The sequence below is a fragment of the Variovorax sp. S12S4 genome, from assembly GCF_023195515.1.
Taxonomy (GTDB): domain Bacteria; phylum Pseudomonadota; class Gammaproteobacteria; order Burkholderiales; family Burkholderiaceae_C; genus Variovorax.
Map to the genome: position 1 here is coordinate 2996257 of NZ_JALPKR020000002.1, position 16339 is coordinate 3012595.

15 protein-coding genes are annotated in these 16339 nt (G+C 64.8%); 12 read left to right on the forward strand and 3 right to left on the reverse strand.

Annotated elements, in window-relative coordinates:
* Positions 1–28 precede the first annotated feature (28 nt).
* Positions 29–1003, reverse strand: a complete 975-nt coding sequence (locus tag M0765_RS14740; protein ID WP_258504335.1) for a Bug family tripartite tricarboxylate transporter substrate binding protein — start codon at positions 1001–1003, stop codon at positions 29–31.
* Between the two features lie 92 nt (positions 1004–1095).
* Between M0765_RS14740 and M0765_RS14745 the strand changes: the two genes are divergently transcribed.
* From M0765_RS14745 to xylB, 11 genes are all read left to right on the forward strand, one after another.
* Entirely contained in the window at positions 1096–2031 is a 936-nt protein-coding gene (locus M0765_RS14745) for a LysR family transcriptional regulator (protein WP_258504336.1), read from the forward strand.
* Positions 2032–2210: 179 nt separating this feature from the next.
* On the forward strand, positions 2211–3521 hold the full coding sequence (locus M0765_RS14750; RefSeq protein ID WP_258504337.1) for an ABC transporter substrate-binding protein: 1311 nt from the start codon (positions 2211–2213) through the stop codon (positions 3519–3521).
* Positions 3522–3675: 154 nt separating this feature from the next.
* Positions 3676–4533 (forward strand): carbohydrate ABC transporter permease, encoded by an 858-nt coding sequence (locus M0765_RS14755; protein WP_157612414.1) that lies wholly within the window; start codon positions 3676–3678, stop codon positions 4531–4533.
* Positions 4534–4543: 10 nt separating this feature from the next.
* Positions 4544–5368, forward strand: a complete 825-nt coding sequence (locus M0765_RS14760) for a carbohydrate ABC transporter permease (RefSeq protein ID WP_258504338.1) — start codon at positions 4544–4546, stop codon at positions 5366–5368.
* Between the two features lie 17 nt (positions 5369–5385).
* Complete coding sequence (locus tag M0765_RS14765) at positions 5386–6423, forward strand: ABC transporter ATP-binding protein (RefSeq protein WP_258504339.1); 1038 nt, start codon at positions 5386–5388, stop codon at positions 6421–6423.
* Positions 6424–6508: 85 nt separating this feature from the next.
* On the forward strand, positions 6509–7906 hold the full coding sequence (gene dalD, locus M0765_RS14770; protein ID WP_258508263.1) for a D-arabinitol 4-dehydrogenase: 1398 nt from the start codon (positions 6509–6511) through the stop codon (positions 7904–7906).
* Entirely contained in the window at positions 7903–8691 is a 789-nt protein-coding gene (locus tag M0765_RS14775; RefSeq protein ID WP_258504340.1) for an L-iditol 2-dehydrogenase, read from the forward strand. Before dalD ends, M0765_RS14775 begins: the two co-directional genes overlap by 4 nt.
* A gap of 321 nt (positions 8692–9012) precedes the next feature.
* Complete coding sequence (locus M0765_RS14780; protein WP_258504341.1) at positions 9013–9684, forward strand: transaldolase family protein; 672 nt, start codon at positions 9013–9015, stop codon at positions 9682–9684.
* Positions 9685–9707: 23 nt separating this feature from the next.
* Positions 9708–10676, forward strand: coding sequence for a carbohydrate kinase family protein (locus M0765_RS14785; protein WP_258504342.1), 969 nt, complete (start codon positions 9708–9710; stop codon positions 10674–10676).
* A 13-nt stretch (positions 10677–10689) separates the two neighbouring features.
* On the forward strand, positions 10690–11628 hold the full coding sequence (locus tag M0765_RS14790) for an AraC family transcriptional regulator (RefSeq protein ID WP_185868029.1): 939 nt from the start codon (positions 10690–10692) through the stop codon (positions 11626–11628).
* A 47-nt stretch (positions 11629–11675) separates the two neighbouring features.
* Complete coding sequence (gene xylB, locus M0765_RS14795; RefSeq protein ID WP_258504343.1) at positions 11676–13145, forward strand: xylulokinase; 1470 nt, start codon at positions 11676–11678, stop codon at positions 13143–13145.
* 70 nt (positions 13146–13215) lie between these two features.
* Here xylB and groL read toward each other — a convergent pair whose 3' ends face one another.
* Complete coding sequence (gene groL / locus M0765_RS14800) at positions 13216–14868, reverse strand: chaperonin GroEL (protein WP_126745495.1); 1653 nt, start codon at positions 14866–14868, stop codon at positions 13216–13218.
* Between the two features lie 30 nt (positions 14869–14898).
* Positions 14899–15189: a co-chaperone GroES gene (locus M0765_RS14805; RefSeq protein ID WP_258504344.1), complete on the reverse strand. Its 291-nt coding sequence runs from the start codon at positions 15187–15189 to the stop codon at positions 14899–14901.
* A gap of 376 nt (positions 15190–15565) precedes the next feature.
* Between M0765_RS14805 and M0765_RS29470 the strand changes: the two genes are divergently transcribed.
* A complete protein-coding gene (locus M0765_RS29470; RefSeq protein ID WP_446751599.1) occupies positions 15566–15865 on the forward strand; it encodes an ArsR/SmtB family transcription factor in 300 nt (99 codons plus the stop codon).
* Positions 15866–16339 lie beyond the last annotated feature (474 nt).

Sequence of the window (16339 nt, forward strand, 5' to 3'; positions counted from 1 at the left end):
GGAGAAGAAGAAGGAAAGAAGGAAGGCCTCATTCGGCCTTGATGTTGGCGTCCCGCACGAGTTGGCCGTAGTGGTCGAACTCCTGCTTGTTCATTGCCGCGAAAGCTTCGCCGGTGATCACGCCGGGCTCGCCACCCAGGCCCTTGATGCGCGCCTGCACATCGGTCAGCCTCAGCGTGCGCGTGAGCTCCGTGCCCAGTCGCTCCACTACGGGCCGCGGCGTGCCGGCCGTCACGTAGAGGCCGTACCAGGTGGACACGTCCGCGCCCTTGATGCCCTGCTCGGCCAGCGTAGGCACGTCGGGCAGTTCGGGCGAGCGCTGAGGCGCGCTCACGGCCAGCGCGCGGAACTTGCCGGCCTTGATCTGGCCCATGGCGGAAGAGGTGCTGTCGAACATCATGTCGACCTCGCCGCCGATGATGTCGATGTGCGCCTGCGAGCTGCCCTTGTAGGGCACATGGATCGACTTCATGCCCGTGGCCAGGTTGAAAGCCTCGCCGCCCACGTGCTGCGTGCTGCCGATGCCGGATGACGCGTACTTGAATCCGCCCGGCTTGGCCGTCATGGCCGCCACCAGGTCTTTCACCGACTTGTAGGGTGAACTGGCCGAAACCACCAGCACGTTGGGCATCACCGCCACCAGGCCGATCGGCTGCAGGTCTTTCAGCGGGTCGTACTTGAGCTTGAGGATGTGAGGCGCCACCGCCTGCGCGGTGTTGGTGGCCAGCAGCAGCGTAGTGCCGTCGGCCGCGGCGCGCGCGGTGAGTTCGCCCGCGATGGTGTTCGAGGCGCCGGGCCGGTTCTCCACCGTCACGGGCTGCTTGAGCACCGGCGCGAACTTGTCGGCCAGCACGCGCGCGAGGATGTCGGTGCCGCCGCCGGGCGAGGCGCCGACCATGATGCGCAGCGGCTTGTCGGGGTAGGCGGGCTGCGCACCGGCCATGGCGGTTGCCAGCGCCAGCGTTGCCGCGCTCGCCGTGCGGGCAAGAAAAGAAAGCTTCATCGGGTGTGTCTCCTGCTTGTTTGGTGCCAGCTTAGGGAGCTTCGTGTTGCCAATCCAATCGAAAAAGCCCGAAGCTCCATATACTTTTGTGCATGACTTCCGGTTCAGGCTTGACCGACGCATCGCTGATGCTCCATGTGCGGCCGCGCCAACTGCTCCTGTTGGCACGGCTCGATGCCCACCGCCATCTGGGCCGCGCAGCCGAGGCCATGAACATCAGCCAGCCGGCTGCCACCAAGCTGCTGCAGCAGCTGGAAGATTCGCTGGGCGAGAAGCTCTTCGAGCGCCTTGCGCGGGGCATGGAGCCCACGCCTTACGGCGAGATCCTGATCCGCTATGCCCGCCGCGTGCTCAGCGACTTCGGCAGCGCCCGCGAGGAAATGCTCGCGCTGCGCTCGGGCCTGAGCGGTTCGCTGCGCGTGGGCAGCGTGCCGGGCGCGGTGCCCGAGCTGCTGGCGCCGGCGCTGGTCGAGTACCACCGGCGTCATCCGCAGGTGGCGGTGTCGGTAATCGTCGAGACCAGCGATGTGATGCAGGCGCAGCTCGAGCAGGGCGACGTCGACCTGGTGCTGGGCCGGCTCACGGACAGCCACGACGAGGCCAGGTACGCGAGCGTGCCGCTGCTGGGCGAGTCGCAGGTGGTCGTGGTGCGCGCCGCGCACCCTGTCTTCGAGCAGCCCACCGTCACGCTGGCCGAAATGGCGAACTGGTCATGGGTGTTGCAGCCGCCGGGCTCGCCGCAGCGCGGGCGCTTCGAGGCGGCGATGCGGGAGGCGGGTATCCAGGCGCGGCTCGACATCATCGAAACGGCATCGCCCATTGCCATTACCGCCTTGCTCGAGAACTCCGACATGGCCGCCGTGATGCCGGCTTCGCAGGCCGGCCACTACGCGCGGCTGGGCGTGCTGCGCACCGTGCCGGTGGAGCTGCCGGTGCGCGTGCCGCCGATCTGCCTCATCACCCGGCAGGACCGCCCGCTTTCACCGGCCGCGGCGCAGTTCAGGCGCCAGCTGCTGGGCGGTGCCTGAAGTCTTTGGATTGAGCTTTTCCATGCTGTATTGCGTTGACTAGGGAATCTCCTAGCTGATTGGTGCATGAAAGTACCATGGCAGACGGATGAAGTACCAAACCCGCAAGCGCGTTTCTCCAGAATCCCGCCACGGCGACCCGAACAGAGACAGGGCGTCGCTCACCTCTAGGAGACAACATGAAGCGTTTTCTGAAAGCGGGCCTCGTCCTCGCACTCGCCGGCACGGGGCTCGCCTCCCAAGCCGCCACCGAACTCGTGATTGCGACCGTCAACAACGGCCACATGATCGAGATGCAGAAGCTGACGCCCTTCTTCGAAAAGGCCAATCCGGACATCAAGCTCAAGTGGGTCACGCTCGAGGAAGGCACGCTGCGCCAGCGCGTGACCACCGACATCGCCACCAAGGGCGGCCAGTTCGACGTGATGACCATCGGCCTGTACGAAGCGCCGATCTGGTCGAAGAAGGGCTGGCTCCAGCCCATTGCCACCGACGCCGCCTACGACGCCGACGACCTGCTGCCCGCCATTCGCGCCGGCCTGTCGTACGAAGGCAAGCTCTACGCAGCGCCTTTCTACGGCGAGAGCTCGATGCTCATGTACCGCAAGGACCTGGCCGACAAGGTCGGTTTCAAGATGCCCGAGCAGCCCACCTGGGTGCAGGTGAAGGAGCTGGCCGGCAAGATCCACGACCCGAAGGCCGGCGTGTACGGCATGTGCCTGCGCGGCAAGCCGGGCTGGGGTGACAACATGGCCTTTTTGACGACACTGGTCAACACCAACGGCGGCCAGTGGTTCGACATGCAGTGGAAGCCGCAGATCGACACCAAGCCCTGGAAGGACGCGATCAACTTCTACGTCGACATGATGAAGTCGTATGGCCCGCCGGGTGCATCGGCCAACAGCTTCAACGAGAACCTTGCGCTCTTCAACGAAGGCAAGTGCGGCATGTGGGTGGACGCAACCATTGCGGCCTCGTTCATCAGCGACCCCAAGCAGTCGAAGGTGGCCGACAAGGTCGCCTTCGCACAGGCACCGGTGGCCGTCACGCCCAAGGGTGCCAACTGGCTGTGGACCTGGAACCTGGCCATTCCGGCAAGCTCGACCAAGGGCGCCGCCGCGCAGACCTTCGTGAAATGGGCGACCTCCAAGGAGTACGTGAACCTGGTGGCCAAGGAGCATGGCTGGGGCACGGTGCCCACCGGCACGCGCAAGTCGACCTATGCGAACCCCGAGTTCCAGAAGGTCGCGAAGTTTGCAGCGGCCGAGAAGAAGGCCATCGACAGCGCCAACCTCAGCGACAGCACGCTGCCCAAGTCGCCGTACGTGGGCGTGCAGTACGCGGCCATACCCGAGTTCCAGGCCATCGGCGTGGCGGTGGGGCAGCAGATGAGCGCCGCGCTGTCGGGCAAGGTGACGGTCGACCAGGCGCTGAAGACTTCGCAGACGGCGGCCGAGCGCGAGATGAAGAAAGCCGGCTACTACAAGTAAGCCGAGCTTTCATTCTTGCTCCCTCCCCTTCCGGGGGAGGGCAGGGGTGGGGGCACGCGGCGTACCAATCGCCGCGGCGCTTGATCCGGGAGCCCCCATCCCAGCCTTCCCCCAGCGGGGGAAGGAGCCAGAGACAACGAGAAGGAACCTCCTCATGAAACGACTCCTGCCCCGGGCCCTCATGGCGCCTGCCGTGCTCACGCTCCTCCTGTGGATGATCGTGCCGCTGGTGATGACGTTGTACTTCTCGTTCGTGAACTACAACCTCATGCAGCCCGGCGAGCGCACGTTCGCGGGCATCGAGAACTTTCACTACTTCGTTACCGACCCGGACTTCTGGCCCGCAACGTGGAACACGTTGATGCTGATCGGCAGCGTGATCGTCATCACGGTGGTGCTCGGCGTGCTGCTCGCGCTCTTGGTGAACGAGCCCTTTCCGGGCCGCGGCATCGTGCGGGTACTGCTCATCTCTCCGTTCTTCGTCATGCCCGCGGTCAACGCGCTGCTGTGGAAGCACATGATGATGAACCCCATCTACGGCATCCTGGCCGACGTGTGGCGCTTCTTCGGCGCGCAGCCGGTCGACTGGCTCACCGACGTGCCGCTGTTCTCGGTGATCGTCATGGTGGCCTGGCAGTGGCTGCCGTTCGCCTGCCTGATCTTCATCACCTCGCTGCAGTCGCTCGACCGAGAGCAGATGGAGGCCGCGCGCATGGACGGCGCAAGCGCGTTCCAGCGCTTCTTCTACCTGACCATTCCGCACCTCGGCCGGCCGATGGCGGTGGTGATCATGATCGAGATGATCTTCCTGCTCAGCGTGTTCGCCGAGATCGCCATCACCACCAATGGCGGCCCGGGCAACGAGAGCACCAACATGACCTACCTGATCTTCAAGCAGTCGCTGATGAACTTCGACGTGGGCGTGGCATCGGCCGGTGCGCTGTTCGCCGTGGTGCTGGCCAACATCGTGGCCGTGTTCCTCATTCGGATCATCGGCAAGAACCTCGACTGAAGGAACGACCATGCAACCCAGCAACTTCCTTCCGCAACTGCTGCGCACCGTGGGTGCGTGGGCCGTGGCGCTGCTCCTGTTCTTTCCGCTCGGCTGGCTGTTTCTCACGGCCTTCAAGACGGAGCTGCAGGCCATTCACGTGCCGCCGCTTTTCATCTTCGAGCCCACGCTCGACAACTTCGGCGAAGTGCAGCGCCGCAGCGACTACCTTCTGTACGCGCGCAACTCGCTCATCACCAGCCTGGGCTCGACCATCATCGGCCTGTTGATCGCAGCGCCTGCGGCGTACTCGATGGCCTTCTTCCGCACGAAGAAGACGCGCGACATCCTGATGTGGATGCTCTCCACCAAGATGATGCCGGCCGTGGGGGCGCTGGTGCCGATCTACGTGCTTGCGCAAACCGCGGGCCTGCTCGACTCGCTCACCGCGCTCACAGTCGTGTTCACGCTGTCGAACCTGCCGATCATGGTGTGGATGCTTTACAGCGCCTACAAGGACATTCCGAACGAAATTCTCGAAGCCGCGCGCATGGACGGCGCCAGCCTGTGGACCGAGTTCCGCCACGTGGTGCTGCCGCTGTCGGTGGGCGGCCTTGCCTCGACCGGCCTCCTGTGCCTGGTGCTGAGCTGGAACGAGGCCTTCTGGGCGCTCAACCTCAGCTCGGCCAAGGCCGGCACGCTGGCCACGCTCATCGCCTCTTACTCCAGCCCCGAGGGCCTGTTCTGGGCCAAGTTGTCGGCGGCTTCGCTCATGGCCATTGCGCCCATCGTCGTGTTCGGCTGGTTCAGCCAGAAGCAATTGGTGCAAGGCCTGACCTTCGGCGCCGTCAAGTAAAGAAAGGGAGACACCTCATGGCCTACCTGCAACTCAAAGACATCAAGAAGAGCTTCGGCGACGTCGACATCATCAAGGGCGTCGATCTCGAAATCCAGAAGGGCGAGTTCATTGTCTTCGTCGGGCCTTCGGGCTGCGGCAAGTCGACGCTGCTGCGCCTCATTGCGGGGCTCGAGCCCATCACCAGCGGCAACCTGCTGCTCGACGGCAAGGACATCACCTGGGCGCCTTCGGGCAAGCGCGACCTGGCCATGGTGTTCCAGAGCTACGCGCTCTACCCGCACATGAGCGTGTACGACAACATGTCGTTCGCGCTCAAGCTGGCGGGTGTTTCAAAGAGCGAGATCAAGACCAAGGTCGAGTACGCGGCCAAGACGCTCAACCTCACGCATTACCTCGACCGCACGCCCAAGGACTTGTCCGGCGGGCAACGCCAACGGGTGGCCATTGGCCGCGCCATCGTGCGCGCGCCAAAGGTGTTTCTGTTCGACGAGCCGCTGTCCAACCTCGATGCGGCCCTGCGCGGCAACACCCGCGTCGAAATCCACAAGCTGCACCGCTCGCTCGGTGCCACCACCATCTACGTGACGCACGACCAGGTCGAGGCCATGACGCTGGCCGACCGCGTGGTGGTGCTCAGGGACGGGCTTATCGAACAGGTCGGCACGCCGCTCGAGCTCTATGACCGGCCGGCCAATCAGTTCGTTGCCCAGTTCATCGGCATGCCGTCGATGAACATGGTGGCGGCGAGTGCGATTCCGAGTTTCTCGGCAGCCACCGGCGGGCGCGTTCCGAGCGACGGCTTCCTGGGCGTGCGGCCTGAAGGTCTGCGCGTGCATCCGAAGCAGGCCGCTGCCGCGGGCGTGCCGGGGCGTGTGGAGCTGATCGAAGCACTGGGCGCCGACACGCTGATCCACGTCGACGTGGGCGGCGTGCCACTCATCGCGCGCCAGAACGAACGCACCCCGCTGCATGCGGGCGACGATGTGGCGGTAGAGCTCGATCCCAGCGTGCTGCATCTCTTCAATCGCGAAGGCCGCGCGGTCTCCGCCTGATTCTTCATTTTTCATCCGGATATTTCCCGTGACCCTTGCAGCAGCGCCTCTTGCACAAACACCACCGGCTCTTTCGGAGTTCACGGTGCTTCACCTTGGGCTCGGCTCGTTCCACCGGGCCCACCAGGCGGTCTACCTTCAGCGGCTTATCGATGCGGGCGATACCCGCTGGTCGCTGTCGGGTGCCAACATCCGGCCCGACATGGCCGATGTGGTCGCTGCCCTGCAGGCGCAGGGCGGGCGCTACACGCTGGAGACGGTTTCACCGGCCGGCGAGTACCGCTACGAACAGATCGAAGCCATACGCGAGGTTCTGCCTTACGAGCCCTCGCTGGCTGCGGTCGTCGCGCGCGGCGCGGCGCCGTCCACTCGCATCGTGTCTTTCACGGTGACCGAGGCGGGCTACTACCTCGATACCAAGGGCAAGCTGGACCTCTCGTTCGGCGACCTTGCGGCGGACATCGAGCGAGCCCGCCGCGGCCAGACGTGGAGTGGAGGCGGCGAAGGCGTGACCATCTACGGCGTCGTCTGCACGATCTTGCGCGCGCGCAAGGCTGCGCAGTCCGGCCCGGTCACTCTGCTCAACTGCGACAACCTGCGCCACAACGGCGACCGCTTTCGGGCCGGGTTGCTGGAGTTCATCGAACGCGCGGGCGATGCCGAATTGCTCGCATGGGCGCAGGCGAACACCGCCTGCCCCAACGCGATGGTCGACCGCATCACGCCGCGCCCGCCGCCCGAACTCCGCGCACGCGTGAAGGCCGCCACCGGCCAAGACGATGCGGCCGCAATCACTGGCGAGAGCTTTATTCAGTGGGTGATCGAAGACAACTTCGTTGCGGGCCGTCCCGATTGGGGCCGCGTGGGCGTGGAGCTGGTCGATTCGGTGCAGCCTTACGAAGAAGCCAAGATCCGCATCCTCAACGCCACGCACAGCTGCATTGCATGGGCCGGCACGCTGATCGGGTTGAGCTTCATCCATGAAGGCACGCACCACGCGGCCATCCGCAAGATGGCGTTCGACTACGTGACCGACGACGTGATTCCGTGCCTGAGCCCGAGCCCGATCGATCTTGCGGCTTACCGCGACGTGGTGCTCGACCGCTTCGGCAACCCCGCTATCCGCGACACCAACCAGCGCGTGGCGGCCGACGGCTTCTCGAAGATTCCGGGCTTCATCGCGCCCACGGTGCGTGAGCGGCTTGCTGCCGGGCAGCCGATCGACAGCGTTGCGATGCTGCCCGCACTGTTTCTTGCCTTCTTGCAGCGCTGGCATCACGGGGCGCTGCCGTATGCGTATCAAGACCAGGGCATGGACGGAGCCGTGGCGCACGCCATTTGCGATGCCGCCGATCCGGTGCTGGCGCTGTGCTCGGACGCGGGACTGTGGGGCGCCATTGCTGGCGATGCACGGCTGGTAGAGGCCGTGCGTGGCGCGAGCGAACGCGTGGCAAGTTTCATGAATGCAGGAGCAACGAGATGAGCGAACGGCTGAAGAACCGCCACGTGCTGCTGACCGGTGCCGGCGGAGGCATCGGGCTTGCAGTCGCCGAGGCATGCATTTCCGAAGGCGCGCGCTGCAGCATCGTCGACCGCATGGCTGCTGCGCCCGAAGCAGTGCGGGCGCTGTTGCAAAAGCATCCCGACCGCCTTGCCTACATCGCGGCGGACGTGACTGACACGAAAGGAATCACGCACCTTCTCGCAGAGGCGCAGGTCGCCTTCGGCCCCATTCACACACTGTTCAACAACGCCGCGGTGTTCGACCTTGCGCCGTTGCTCGACAGCGACGAGGCATCTTTCGACAAGCTGTTCGCGGTCAACGTGAAGGGCATGTTCTTCGTCATGCAAGCGGTGCTGCGCCACATGGTCGAAGCCGGCACGCAGGGTGCATCGGTCATCAACATGGCGTCACAGGCGGGGCGTCGCGGCGAGGCGCTGGTGTCGCACTACTGCGCAACGAAGGCCGCCGTCATCAGCTACACCCAGAGCGCCGCATTGGCCATGGCCCCGCACGGCATTCGCGTCAACGGCATTGCGCCGGGCGTGGTCGACACGCCCATGTGGGACCATGTAGACAGCCTGTTCGCCAAGGCCGAAGGGCTGCCGCTCGGCGAGAAGAAGCGGCGAGTGGGCCTGGAGGTGCCGCTCGGCCGCATGGGCATGCCGAGCGACATTGCCGGCGCGGCGGTATTTCTTGCCAGCGACGAGGCACGCTACATCACGGCGCAGACCTTGAATGTCGACGGCGGGAATGTGATGAGCTGAGATGGACAGCTTCTGCTTGTCTTGCGTTGTTGTTCAGGGCGGCGCACCCGCCGACGGGGTACCTTTCTCCGCGAATGTCCCCCGGCCTGCGGCCTCCTCCTTTATTTCGCTGCGCAAGGCACCCCGCCAGCGGGTGCGTTGGGCAGAGCCGTGGTTGATCAGCGGAACACCAGCAGCGCGTCCATGTGCACAGGCCATCGGGTGCTCCGCGCAGCGAAATAAAGGAGGAGGGCGAAGCCCGGGGACATTCGCGGAGGGGGAGTACCCGGTGGCCTTTGCACACGCCACGAACTCTCCGTACTCTGTGCACCAAGCAAGCCCATGAACCAAGATTTCCACCTATATCTGGACAGCGCCGACTTGACCGAGCTGAAGACGTGCCTACCGCACCCAGTCGTTCACGGCGTAACAACCAACCCCACGCTGCTTCAACGCGCAGGCATAAGCCGCGACGAAGTACCGGGTCTGCTGAAGCGCTGCATTGAGCTGGGCGCGCGACAGGTGCAAGCCCAGGTGTATTCGAGCGATGTCGACGGCATGCTCGAAGACGCCGATAAGCTGCTCTCGCACTTCGACCGCGGACAACTCGTGGTGAAGATTCCCGCCACGCGCCAAGGCCTCGCTGCCGGCGCCCGGCTCATCGCGCAAGACGTGCCGGTCACGTGGACGGCTGTGTACGCGCCCGAACAGGCGCACTTTGCCGCGCAACTGGGCGCGGCGTACGCGGCGCCGTACCTGGGACGGCTCGAAGACGCCGGCATCGAAGGGCTGGCACTCATCGCGCAAATGCAGGCCCTGGTGGCGCAGCGGCCTTCGTCCGGCACGCGGCTCCTGGTCGCGAGCGTTCGCTCGCGCGAGGCGTATCTTTCGCTGCTGGGGCTCGGCGTGGGTGCCATCACCATTCCGCCGCGCCTTTTTGCCGAACTGCTCGATCATCCCGCCACGCTGGCTGCCGAGAGCGGCTTCCTGGCCGACGCGCGTGCCTTGGGCTGAGAGAAGAAGAGAATCGAACCACTATGCGTATTGCACTCACGGGCGAAGCCCTGATCGATTTCACCGCCAGCGAGGCAGGTACCCTCGGGTTTTTGGGGCACGAGGGCGGCTCGCCGCTCAACACCGCGGTGGCCTGCGCGCGCCTGGGCCAACCCACCGGCTTTCTCACGCAGCTGTCGACCGACCTCTTCGGCGAGCGGCTGATGGGCTTTCTCGAACGCAACGGCGTGGACACCAGCTTCATTCTGCGCAGCAATGCGCCGTCGACCCTGGCCTTTGTCGAGCGCACGCCGCAGACCAACCGCTATGCGTTCTATACGCGCGGCAGTGCCGACGCCACCTGGGCGCCGGAGCCGCTGCCGCAGCTGCCGGCGGACTGCCGCTTTCTGCACTTCGGGTCGATCTCGCTGCTGCAGGAGCCAGCGGCCACGCGCATCGCCGAACTGGTCACGGCCAACGCAGGACGCCGCGTGATCGTGTTCGACCCCAATGTGCGGCCTAGCCTGATTCCCGATATGCCGGCGTATCGCACGCGCGTCATGGAGTGGCTTGCGATGGCCGACATGGTCAAGCTCAGCGACGAGGATGCCGAACTGCTCGCCCCTGGCCGGCCGGTGGATGCGCTGGCCGCGGAGTGCCTGCAGGCCGGTGTGCATGCGGTCATCGTCACTCGCGGCGGCGCCGGTGCCACGCTCTGGCGCACCGGGAGCGAACCGCTGGCCGTGGCGGCGCCTCGGGTGGAGGTGGTCGACACCATTGGCGCGGGCGACACCTTCACGGCCGGCCTCTCCGTGTCGCTGCTTGCACACGGCGTGGGGCACCCGGCCCAGCTTGGCGAACTGAGCGACGAGGCCTGGCGCGAGGTGATGCGTTTTGCCGCCACGGCCGCTGCGCTGAACTGCACCCGCGAAGGCGCCGATCCACCCACGCTCCAGGCGGTTGAGGCCGCGCTCGCGCAGCAGGACAATGAGCCTGCCGCGTCCCGGTTTTGACCTTCGTGCTGCCATGACAACGTCCACCCGCAAACGCGCGATTCCCCGTCAGCGCCACCCCGAGCTGGAGCGCGACATTGCGCGCTCCCCGTCGCTGGGCTACGAGGCCCCAGAAACCGGCCTGGTGCGCTGCCTGGCCCACGGCTTTCCGAGCCCGCTGGTGCGATGGCACTTTCATGAAGACTACGAGCTGCACCTGATCACGGAGACATCGGGCAAGGCCTTCGTCGGCGACTGGATCGGGCCGTTCCAGCCGGGGCACCTGGTGCTCTGCGGACCGCGGCTGCCGCACAACTGGATCTCGCTCGATGTGCCCGAAGGCGGTGCCGAAGGGCGCGACCGGGTGATCCAGTTCCGCCACGAGCCCATCGAGAGCGCCGCGGCCGGGATCCCGGAGTTGCGCGAGGTGATGCAGCTGCTCGAGCGGGCCCGCCACGGCATCGAGTTCTTCGGCATGTCGCAGCAGGCGCAAACGCACTGGGACAACATCAAGGCCGCGCGCGGCGTGCGCCGGCTCGGGCTGTTCTTCGAGTTCATGGCCGACCTGGCGCAGTGCACCGATTACCGGCTGCTCTCGAGCGTGCAGATGCAGGGTGCGCAAGGCATCGAGGGCGATGCGCAGGTCGACCAGATCAACGACATCGTCAACCGCATCACCGCCAACCTGGCGGAGCCGATTTCCATGTCGGACGTGGCGGCCGAGCTCGGCATGAGCGAGAGCCGCTTCAGCCGCTTCTTCAGGCGTTCCACAGGCAACAGCTTTACCGACTTCGTCAACCGCGTGCGCATCAACAGCGCCTGCCATCTGCTGATGCAGACCGACCACTACGTGACCGACATCTGCTACCAGGTGGGCTTCAACAACGTGGCCAATTTCAACCGGCGTTTTCTCGAAATCAAAGGCATGACGCCGAGCGAATTCAGGCGGCAGGCCGACACGCGGTTCGGCTGAGTTCAAGGCAACAGCCGGCATTCAAGGCGCAATCAGGGAGCACTATCTTGTATCTGGGACTCGACCTCGGCACGTCCGAGCTCAAGGCACTGCTGCTTGCCGACGATCACCGCATCGTTGGCGTGGCACGCGCAGCACTCACGGTCGAACGGCCGCAACCGCTCTGGTCGGAGCAGGCCCCAAGCCAATGGTGGCAGGCGCTGGAGCAAGTGATGGCCGAGCTGCGGAAGGCGCACCCCGATGCGCTGCGGGCCGTGCGTGGCATCGGCTTGTCTGGCCAGATGCACGGCGCCACGCTGCTCGACGCGGCCGGCGAGGTGCTGCGTCCCGCCATTCTCTGGAACGACGGCCGCAGCGGCGCGCAGTGCGAGGCGCTCGCGCGCGCCGTGCCGCGCCTGGGCGAGATCGCGGGCAACCTGGCGATGCCCGGTTTTACCGCGCCCAAGCTGTTGTGGGTGCGAGAGCACGAGCCTGAAATCTTCGCTCGGGTGGCGCGCGTGCTGCTGCCGAAAGACTGGCTGCGCTTCATGCTCAGCGGTGAGGCGGTCAGTGAGATGTCCGATGCGGCCGGCACACTGTGGCTCGATGTCGGCGCGCGCGACTGGTCCGACGAACTGCTCGCGGCCACGGGGCTCACGCGAGAGCACATGCCCCGGTTGGTTGAAGGCAGCGAAGTGTCGGCGCAGCTCAAACCCGAGCTGGCGGCACGCTGGGGCGTGGGCGACGGCCCGGTACTCATCGCTGGCGGCGCCGGCGACAACGCTGCGAGCGCGGTCGGCATGGGGCTGGTGGAGCCGGGCCAGGGCTTTGTGTCGCTCGGCACATCGGGCGTGGTGTTCGTCTCGACCGACCGCTTTCTGCCCAACCCCGCGCAGGCGATGCATGCGTTCTGCCATGCGCTGCCCAAGCGCTGGCACCAGATGTCGGTGATGCTCTCGGCCGCGAGCGCGGTGAGCTGGGCCGCCAAGACATTCAAGTTTGCCGACGAGGCGGCGCTGCTCGAAGCGGCAGCGTCGGTGGCACCGGCACGGCGCGAGCGTTGCCCGCTGTTCCTGCCGTACCTTTCGGGCGAACGCTCGCCGCACAACAACCCCAATGCGCAGGGCGCGCTGTTCGGCCTGACGCATGCGCACGGTCCGGCGGAAATCGCCTATGCCGTGGTCGAGGGCGTGAGCTTCGGGCTGCGCGACGGCTTCGACACCTTGCGCCTGCCGGCCGACATGCCGCTGCGCGAAGTGGCGCTGGTCGGCGGCGGTGCGCGCAGCGTGTGGTGGGGCCAACTGCTGGCCGACATCTTCCAGGTGCCGCTCACGCTCTATGCAGGCAGCGAGACGGGCGGCGCGCTGGGTGCGGCGCGGCTTGCGTGGCTCGCCGATGGTGGCGCTGTGGCCGAGGTGTGCACGCTGCCGCCCGTCAAGCAGCAACTGGTGCCCTCGGTCGAAGGGAACGGCTCGCACAAGACGCGGCATGCGCGCTTCCAGGTGCTCTACATGGCACTGCGCGACCAGTTTCGATAAACGTACCGCGCAATAAAAAAGGGCCGCTTGCGCGGCCCTTTTTTTTTGGTGAGCAGAGCTCAGCCGGGCATTACATGCCCATGCCGCCCATACCACCCATGCCGCCCATGTCGGGCATGCCGCCGCCGGCACCGGCTTCTTCCTTCGGTGCGTCGGCGACCATGGCTTCGGTCGTCAGCAGCAGCGAAGCAACCGATGCTGCGTTCTGCAGCGCGGTGCGGGTCACCTTGGTCGGGTCCAGAATGCCCAGCTCGAGCATGTCGCCGTACGTGTCGTTCGCAGCGTTGAAGCCGTAGTTGCCCTTGCCGGCCAACACAGCGTTCACCACCACCGAGGCTTCGCCGCCGGCGTTGTTCACGATTTCGCGCAGGGGCGCTTCGATCGCCTTGAGCACCAGCTTGATACCGGCGTCCTGGTCGGCGTTGTCGCCCTTCACGCGGTCGCCCACGGCTTGCTTGGCACGCAGCAGAGCCACGCCGCCGCCAGCCACAACGCCTTCTTCCACTGCAGCGCGGGTGGCGTGCAGGGCGTCTTCGACGCGAGCCTTCTTTTCCTTCATTTCGACTTCGGTGGCGGCGCCAACCTTGATCACCGCAACACCGCCGGCCAGCTTGGCCACGCGCTCTTGCAGCTTTTCACGGTCGTAGTCGCTCGTGGCTTCTTCGATCTGCACGCGCACTTGCTTCACGCGGGCTTCGATGTCGGCAGCAGCGCCGGCGCCGTCGATGATGATGGTGTTTTCCTTGCCCACTTCGATGCGCTTGGCTTGGCCCAGGTCGGCCAGCGTCACCTTTTCGAGCGTGAGGCCCACTTCTTCAGCGATCACCTTGCCGCCCGTCAGGATGGCGATGTCTTCCAGCATGGCCTTGCGGCGGTCGCCGAAGCCAGGAGCCTTGACAGCCACGACCTTCAGGATGCCGCGGATCGTGTTCACCACCAGCGTAGCCAGGGCTTCGCCTTCGACTTCTTCGGCAATGATCAGCAGCGGACGACCGGCCTTTGCAACTTGTTCCAGCGTGGGGAGCAGGTCGCGGATGTTGCTGATCTTCTTGTCGAACAGCAGCACGAACGGGTTGTCGAGCAGCGCCGATTGCTTCTCGGGGTTGTTGATGAAGTAGGGCGACAGGTAGCCGCGGTCGAACTGCATGCCTTCGACGACGTCGAGTTCGCTTTCGAGCGACTTGCCGTCTTCGACAGTGATCACGCCTTCCTTGCCGACCTTGTCCATCGCGTCGGCGATGAGCTTGCCGATGGTTTCGTCGCTGTTGGCCGAGATCGAGCCGACTTGTGCGATTTCCTTCGACGTGGTGGTGGGCTTCGAAGCCTTCTTCAGCTCTTCGACCAGGGCCGTGACGGCCTTGTCGATGCCGCGCTTCAGGTCCATCGGGTTGATGCCGGCGGCCACGTACTTGAAGCCTTCGCGAACGATGGCTTGTGCCAGAACCGTGGCGGTGGTGGTGCCGTCACCAGCGTTGTCGCTGGTCTTCGAGGCCACTTCCTTCACGAGCTGGGCGCCCATGTTCTGGAGCTTGTCCTTGAGTTCGATTTCCTTGGCGACCGACACACCGTCCTTGGTGACGGTGGGGGCGCCGAACGAGCGCTCGAGCACCACGTTGCGGCCCTTGGGGCCCAGGGTCACCTTGACTGCGTTGGCGAGGATGTTGACACCCTCGACCATGCGTGCGCGGGCTTCACCGCCGAAGACTACGTCTTTTGCTGCCATGTTTTATTTCTCCGAAAGGGGATGGATGGATTACTTATCGACGACTGCGAACAGGTCGTCTTCCTTCATGACCAGCAGTTCGTCGCCGCCGACCTTGACGGTCTGGCCGCTGTACTTGCCGAACAGGACGCGGTCGCCGACCTTGACGGTCAGTGCGGTCAGTTCGCCCTTGTCGTTGCGCTTGCCCGGGCCCACGGCCAGGACTTCACCCTGGTCGGGCTTTTCGGCGGCTGCGTCGGGAATGACGATGCCGGAGGCGGTCTTGGTTTCGCTGTCAACACGCTTGACGATCACGCGATCGGCCAAAGGACGAAGTTTCATTGCATCTCCTGGATAAGAAACGGGGTTGTGGTCGGGCGCCGGGCGGGGAGACCGGCGGCCCATCGGCTGGAATCGAGGCTTGTTAGCACTCGTCAGCAGCGAGTGCTAATCATAAGGGCAATCGGTGGAGTTTCAAGGCCCCGGGGCGCAGCCGTCGGTGCGGAACGTCGGTGGAGATTAGCGGACACGCCATTTAACCTTCGTGCCTGCGGCCGTTCGTCCCAGTTGATAGCGGCCGTTCAAATACGCCAGAAGCCCTATAGACGAGCGACAACAGAAAAGCACGCAGACACATCGACAAAACTAGAGGTATAGTTACTTCATGGAAAAACGCGAGAGGTCACCACAAGAGCTGTCCGCCGAAGCCGCAGCCCCCATGTTGGCGGCGCTAGGGAGTCTCCCCCGTTTGGCTGTGTTCAGAAATCTGCTTCGCGCCGGCCACGAGGGGATGAACGTGACTGCGCTTCAAACCGCGACCGCCTTGCCAGCATCGACGTTGAAACATCACCTCGCGGCGTTGGTTGGGACCGGCCTTGTGACCCAACTGCGAAACGGCCGCGAAGTAGTGTGCACTGCTCGATTCGAACAGATTCATCATCTGAGTGGATTTCTGCTGCGTGAGTGCTGCGTCGACGCGGGAGAACGTGTGGACAAAACATCGACAGCTAGTTGCTGAGCTCACTTTTTTTCGCCAATAAAACCATATCTCTAGTGATATGGATTTTTAGGAGCACGTGATGACTGACTTTGAAGTTGTACGAGCAGTGTCGGCATGGGGACCCTGGGTGACCGCAGCGATTTTGGCGGTAGGTGTTGGTCTTGCAGCTCTCGTCGGTGCGGCTCTACGCCGCATAGGGTGTCTTATAAAAACTCGGAGACAGCATTCAATGAGCGCGAATGGCACCTCAGCTCAGAGAGTCATCGCGGATCGAACCACGGAAGTGGCTAAAAAGGCCGAGGACCTGTTGCTCGGAAATCGCAATGCCTTTTGCGTCGAAACAGAGTTCGCGCGAGTGCCTCGCGGCGAAAGCGCGGGACCGATTTCACTTCCCGAATGCAACTCGCGTAGCGCTGCAGCAGAAAGCTCGAACGGGACTACGGCAGTTGGCCTCCAACCGCGCATGACTTAAACAGAGCGCTGGCTTACTTT